The organism is Streptomyces sp. NPDC001599, assembly GCF_042893535.1.
Taxonomy (GTDB): Bacteria; Actinomycetota; Actinomycetes; order Streptomycetales; family Streptomycetaceae; genus Streptomyces.
Window position 1 is genome coordinate 205,832 of the sequence record NZ_JBIAVA010000013.1, and the last position, 6,418, is coordinate 212,249.

Annotated in this window: 4 protein-coding genes and 1 pseudogene; 3 read left to right on the plus strand and 2 right to left on the minus strand. The window is 70.7% G+C overall.

Annotated elements, in window-relative coordinates; translation table 11 throughout:
- Positions 1-78: 78 nt before the first annotated feature.
- A pseudogene (locus tag ACFYZ3_RS29265) lies at positions 79-649 on the plus strand (PTS transporter subunit IIC); the annotation flags it as partial.
- 341 nt (positions 650-990) lie between these two features.
- On the opposite strand, the gene ACFYZ3_RS29270 reads toward ACFYZ3_RS29265, so the two are convergent.
- On the minus strand, positions 991-1,149 hold the full coding sequence (locus tag ACFYZ3_RS29270) for a hypothetical protein (protein WP_388523742.1): 159 nt from the start codon (positions 1,147-1,149) through the stop codon (positions 991-993).
- Between the two features lie 198 nt (positions 1,150-1,347).
- Here ACFYZ3_RS29270 and ACFYZ3_RS29275 point away from each other — a divergent pair, with 198 nt between their 5' ends.
- Positions 1,348-4,077 (plus strand): AAA family ATPase, encoded by a 2,730-nt coding sequence (locus ACFYZ3_RS29275; RefSeq protein WP_388523744.1) that lies wholly within the window; start codon positions 1,348-1,350, stop codon positions 4,075-4,077.
- A 398-nt stretch (positions 4,078-4,475) separates the two neighbouring features.
- On the plus strand, positions 4,476-4,856 hold the full coding sequence (locus ACFYZ3_RS29280; RefSeq protein WP_388523747.1) for a hypothetical protein: 381 nt from the start codon (positions 4,476-4,478) through the stop codon (positions 4,854-4,856).
- A 134-nt stretch (positions 4,857-4,990) separates the two neighbouring features.
- On the opposite strand, the gene ACFYZ3_RS29285 is transcribed toward ACFYZ3_RS29280, so the two are convergent.
- Entirely contained in the window at positions 4,991-5,905 is a 915-nt protein-coding gene (locus ACFYZ3_RS29285) for an MBL fold metallo-hydrolase (protein WP_388523750.1), read from the minus strand.
- Between the last annotated feature and the right edge of the window lie 513 nt (positions 5,906-6,418).

Below are 6,418 nucleotides of genomic sequence, written 5' to 3' on the forward strand. Positions count from 1 at the left end.
GCTCTGCAGAAGTCCGTCGGGCAGGCGCTGGGCTGGTCAACTCGTCCCTGGATCCGCTGGGCCGGATGATCCAGGGCGGTCGCCACCGCCCTGTCGATGGTCCTCATCTACCTGGTGATGTCCCTGCTGTTCCTGGCCAAGGTCGGCCAGGACGCGGCGTTCAAGGCGTTCGCCGGCAGTGGCGGTGACCCGGCGGCCGACGTGGGCAACTACATCATGCAGTCGGTGATGCAGGGCCTGCAGTTCGGCATCGGCGTCGAGGTCATCCTCCTCGGTCCGCCCCATCCTCGGTGAACTGGTGCCCGCCTTCCAGGGCATCGCCAGCTGTGTGGTGCCCGGTGCCAAGCCGGCCCTGGACGCCCCGGTCGTCTTCCCGTACGCGCAGGAGGCCGCACTGATCGGGTTCATCTTCGGCTTCCTGGGCGGCCGGACGGGTCTGGCGGCGCTCATCTGGGTGTTCAACCCGGCCTTCGGGCTGGCCCTGGTGCTGTCCGGCCTGGTGCCGCACTTCTTCACCGGCGGCGCGGCCGGTGTCTACGGCAACGCCACCGGTGGACGCCGCGGCGCCGCGGTGGGCTCCTTCCTCAACGGTCTGCTGATCATGTTCCTGCCGGAGACCCTGCTCAAGGCGCTCGGCTTGTTCGGAGAGGCCGCCGTTGCGCCCGTCGGGCGGCCGGGGGCTCTCCCTGCCGACCGCCCGACGGTGCTCTGTGTGAGCGTCGAGTAGAGGCCCGCGGCCCGGCTTCCGTCGAGCAGCGTGACGGACACCGGGCGGAGACGTCTGCGAGTGTGCTGCCGGGGAACTTGCCGGACAGTGTGATCGCGCTCTCTCCCTCACGTACGCGGCGTCGCTGGTCAGGCCGCGCAGCGGATTGCTTGCGGACACCACCTTGTAGTCATGGGCTCACTCATGGCGTCCCCCCTCGGGTCGGCCTCAGCGTCGTCAACGCACGACAGCAGGTGTCGCGTGCCCAGCAGCGCCTCGACACCTCACGAAGGCGGCAGGCCGTCGACGCCGCCACGCACCGCCGGGTCGTGCAGGCGTTCCTCGGCGCCGCGCGAGGCGGCGACCTGGAGACTTTGGAGCGGATCCTGCTGCGCGAGGCGGTCCCCGCCACCGCCGAACAGGTGCCCGCAGCGGTTCACCACGTGGTACGGGGAAGGGGCCCGCGTACAGCTCAGGCCCGAAGCGAAACAGGGAACCCGCTGGTGGCGGCTTTCGGAGGCCTCGTGCCGGCGTTCGCAAGGCGGGACGCGCGACACCGGCAGGAGTAGGCTCATCCTGTCACTGCCTTCTGGCCCAGTGCGGGGTGAGTGGTGCTCGGTCGCAGCCGTGAACGTCAGGCCGTGGAGCAACTGGCGGCGCAAGTACGGGACGGCCGCAGCGCCGCCCTGGTGGTGCAGGGAGAGGCCGGCATCGGCAAGACCGTGCTCCTCGACCACTTGGCGGCCCACGCGCAAGGCTGCCGCACGGTTCGTGCCGCGGGCAGCGAGGCCGAGATGGAGCTGCCGTTCGCCGGACTCCACCAGCTCTGCGGCCCCCTGCTCGACGACGCCGACCACCTCTCCACCCCCCAGCGCGAAGCACTCGACGTGGCGTTCGGTCTCGCCGCCGGGCCCGCCCCGAACGCGTTCCTTCTCGGTCTGGCGACGCTGAACACGGTCGCGGAGGCGGCCCGGGACAGACCGTTGATGTGCCTGGTGGACGACGCCCAGTGGCTCGACCGCGCGTCCGTGCAGGTACTCGGTTTCGTCGCACGCCGCCTGCAAGCGGAATCGGTCGGTCTCGTCTTTGCCGTGAGGGAGCCTGACACCGAGCGGATGCTCGAGGGTCTGCCGGCGCTGATGCTCGAAGGACTGCCGGAGGACGAAGCCCTGGCCCTGCTGCGCTCGGTGATACCCGGACCGATCGATGCGCACGTCCGCAGCCGGATCATTGCCGAAGCCCGGGGCAATCCGCTCGCCCTGATGGAACTGCCGCGTGGCATCACCATGGCCGATCTGGGCGGCGGCTTCCCCCGCCGGGCGTCGCAGCCTTCGGCGAGCCGTATCGAAGAGAGCTTCCGGGACCGGATCGGGTCCCTGCCGCCCGCCACCCGGCACCTGCTGCTCCTCGCGGCAGCCGAACCGCTCGGCGACGTCACCCTGCTGCGCCGAGGAGCGGAGCGGCTCGGCATCTCCATGGACGCGGCGTCACCGGCCCTGGCACTCGGACTGATCGAGATCGGCGGCCGGGTCCGCTTCCGTCATCCACTCGTGCGCTCGGCCTGCTACGACCACGCGAACGAGCACGACCGCACCGAGGCCCACCGTGCCCTGGCCGAGGCCACCGACCCGGTGCGGGACGCGGACCGCCGGGCCTGGCACCGCGCCCTGGCCACCGTGCTCCCCGACGAGGATGTGGCCGCCGAACTGGTGAGGTGCGCCGACCGGGCCCGCGCGAGGGGCGGGCTCGCCGCGGCGGCGGCCTTCTTCGAACGCGCCACGGAGCTGACCCCGGACCGTACGACGCGGTGCGCGCGTGCTCTGACGGCCGCCGAGGCGGCATTCGACGCGGCATCTGTCGACTCCGCCTATCACCTGGCCAGAGCGGCGGAGGCAGGCCACCTCGACCCGCTCCAGTTTGCCCGGGTGCGGCGGTTGCACGCGCGGATCGTCTTCGTCCGCAGCCGCGGCAGCGAGGCCGCCCCGCTCTTCATGGAGGCAGCCGACCGTATGGCACCGCTCGATGCGGCGCTGACCCGCGAGACGTGTCTCGAGGCCTTGGCGGCGGCCATCTTCGCCGGGCGACTGGGCGGCGGGACGACCGTACGGGAGGCGGCGGACTTCGCCCGGGCCGCTCCTCGCGTGCCCGGCCCGCCGAGCCGCGTGGACCATATCCTGGAGGGGGTCTCGACGCGGTTCACGGCCGGTTACGCCGCCGCCGTGGAACCGCTGAGGGGGGCTCTGCGGGCCTTCCGGCGGGAAGCTGGAGACGGACACGTGGACATTGCCCGCTGGCTGTGGCTGGCCTGCCCCGTGGCTCCCGAACCCATCGCGCCTGAGCTGTGGGACGACGAGGCGTGGCACGACCTGGCGGACAGCGCGGTCAGGCTCGCCCGCGGCGCCGGCGCGCTCGCTTCGCTCCCCGTCGCGCTGACCTACCGGGCCGGCGTGCACCTGCAGGCCGGTGAGTTCGCCGAGGCGTCCGCCCTGCTCGCCGAGGCGGACGCGCTGAACACGGCCACCGGCAACACCCCGCCGGACTACACGTCCCTGTTGCTGGTCGCCTGGCGCGACGACGAGCACCAAGCGAAGAAGGCGATCGAAGAGGCGGTTCGGAGGGCAACCGACAAGGGCCGAGGACGGGCCCTCGGGCTGGCTCACCATGTGACCGCCGTCATGTACAACGGCCTGTCCCGGTACGACGCCGCGCTCGCCGGTGCCCAGCGGGCCTGCGAGTGCGAAGACTTCGGCTTCTTCGGCTGGTACCTCGTCGAGCTGGTGGAGGCGGGCGCGCGCAGCGGTGCGCCGGACATCGCGCACGACGCGCTGGACCGGCTCACCGGGACGACGGAGGCCGCCGGGACGAACTGGGCGCTGGGGGTGCAGGCGCGTTCGCGTGCGTTGTTGGAGAAGGAGGGAAGCGCCGAGAAGTCCTATCGGGAGGCCGTCGACCGGCTGGGCCGCACAAGGCTACGGGTGGAACTGGCCCGTGCGCACCTGGTGTACGGGGAGTGGCTGCGGCGGGAGAGCCGAAAGGGCGACGCCCGGGAACAACTACGGACGGCCTACGACATGTTCACCGACTTCGGCGCGAGCGGGTACGCGGCCCGTGCCGCCGGCGAGCTGCGGGCCACCGGGGAGACGGTGGCGCGGCGCGGCACGGCGGCCGGGGCGGCCCTGACCCCGCAGGAGGCGCAGATCGCGGGGCTCGCCCGGGACGGGCTGACCAATCCGGAGATCGGTGCGCGACTGTTCCTCAGCCCGCACACGGTCGAGTGGCATCTGCGCAAGGTGTTCGCCAAGCTCGGGATCAGTTCCAGACGGCAACTGCGCACGGTGCTCACCGAACGACCGACGACGAAACCCGGCTGAATGGGAGATCCGCACGGAGGCACATGCCAGGGTGACCGTCACCGTCGATCAGCCCGCCGCAGCCTGATCAAGACAGGACTGAAAACCTCTCCCTACCACATCCTGACACCACGTCAGGTATGCAAACGCGCCCCGTATCGGCGCAGCACCGAAGGCTCGCTCGCCGACCTGGACGGGAGTCCGGCGAAGCATTGAACGCTGTGAGGCGCCCGGACCCGGGGCCGGGGCGGCTGCCCAGCCCCCGTGAGGCCGCCCCTGCCCACTGCCCGCGCGACGTGGCCGTCACAAAACGAGGGGCGGTCCAGTCAAACAGGGTGAAGAGACTACGGACCACGTGTGCCGCTGACCCCACGCCCGGACCTCTCGGCTCACGACGCAGCCGGAGCGGAGACGGGATCATGCTGCTCGGGATGGACCATCCCGGTCATGGGGCCATTCCCGGTTCCGAGCTCGCGGACCGGACCGGCCCGACGCACGACGGCGCACGGCAGATCGTGAACGGGCAGAGGACGGGCGGCCGTGCTGACAGCGCCCAGTCGGCGACGTGGCTGATCGGAGTGCCGTTCCGTGCTCAGGGTTCCCGCCTCGTCTGGATGTACTACGTGGTGGACGGGGCCCGCGACGACTTGCACGCGGCGCACGCGGCGACGGAGCGTGCCTACAGCGCGCAGGAAAGACGGGCCCGCGGAACCATGGCCGCGGCGACGGAGCCCTTCAAGGTCCAGCGGATCCTGCGGGACGCCATAGGCCGCGTCACCCTGGACGCCGGTCAGCCGTGAACACGACGAGCGTGTCCGGTCCGAGCAGACGCCGCGCGACGAGGGCGCGGGCAGGCTGCGGCGCTCGCCGCGGCCTGCCCGCATCCGCCCCGCCCAGGCCCGCAGGCTGACGGAATCGGCAGCGACGCCGAGGCTCAGTAGTCCCAGACCGTCGGCACGAAACGGAAGGCGTTGCCGGCGGTCGCCACGTGGCAGACTGACGGGAACGGCAGGTGGCTGGCCATCAGGTGCTCACCGCTCGCCGCCATCTCCTTCAGCAGACGCATCCGGACCCGAGCCGATTCCTCGGGGTCGTGTTCGAAGCCGTTGTACCAGCCGGGCTGGTCGAACCCGCACTGGAACACAGCGTCACCGGCGAACGTCAGCCGCTCTCCACCCGACTCCAGACGGACGATGCTGTGGCCGGGAGTGTGACCGCCGGTGCGCTTGATCAGTACGCCGGGCGCCACCTCGAACTCGGTCTCGAAGGGGTGCAACTGACCGCGGTAGACATCCAGGAACCGCGCGGCGGTCGTGACGAGCGTCTCGGGCACCGGCGCCGGCATGGCGGTGCGGGAGAAGTCGGGCGCTTGCCAGAACTCGGCTTCGGCGGCGGCCAGGTGGACCCGAAGATCCTTGCGCAGCCGGCCTCGCAGGCCCTCGACGAGCAGTCCCCCGATGTGGTCCATGTGCAAGTGGGTGAGCACCACGTCGGTCACGGACGCGGGCTCGATCCCGGCGGCGTCCAGCCTCATGGCCAACTGCCCGGCCCGGGGGAATCCCGGGAACTCCGAACCCAGCCCGGAGTCGATGAGGATGGTCCGGTCCCCACTGCGGACGACGGACACGTTCAGCGGGTAGTCGATCACCTCGGGCGGCAGGAAGTTGTCACGGAGCCAGGCCGACAGCTCGGCCTTGTCGGCATTGGTGGCCAGCGTCGCAGGGTTGATCGCCAGCACCCCGTCGCTGATCACTGTGACGTCGATGTCGCCGACCTTCAGCGCATAGCGCGACGGAACTGCCTCGTCCCTCATTGGTGCGTCCGGGCGTGCGTCGTTGATCTGGTTCATGTTGTCGTCCTCTGCAAAGCGTCGACAGAAGCCATCGACGAAGTGACGAGGTCACTCCGTCCTGCACTCTTCAAGACCGTGCAGGGTCAACGGTTGTGACGACCCATCGCATAACACGGTGCCGCGTCGGCACAGCACTTCGCAGCCCGCCGCCTCTCAGGCCTGAGCCCCCGCCGACTTGAAGCGGAGGCGGGTGGGCGAGCCTTCTGCACCCCAGACTTCGACCGAGAGGACAGGGCCGGCCCAAGAGCGTCCGTCCCTGTCCCCGCTACACTCCCCAATGCAGGCCGTTGACCAGGAGAAATGCAGAAGTCCGGCTGGGGGAATAGGTCTGGTGCAGTGATGGTCTGGGTCTCTGGTCCGATGCCATGCTGGAGGAGGCGTATCGCGCGAACGCGCTGTTCGACGCGCACCGTGACGACCCGGAGTTCGGCTACCGCTTCCTGGCCGACGAAGCGCGCGGCGCCGGAGCCGTGATGGCGGACCGGACTGCATGGCGGATCTGCCGGGACA

What these genes read in the sequence shown, in the direction of transcription:
- ACFYZ3_RS29285 (WP_388523750.1), bottom strand. Translation starts at nt 5,905, where the DNA reads ATGAACCAGATCAACGACGCACGCCCGGACGCACCAATGAGGGACGAG.
- ACFYZ3_RS29280 (WP_388523747.1), top strand. Translation starts at nt 4,476, where the DNA reads ATGCTGCTCGGGATGGACCATCCCGGTCATGGGGCCATTCCCGGTTCC.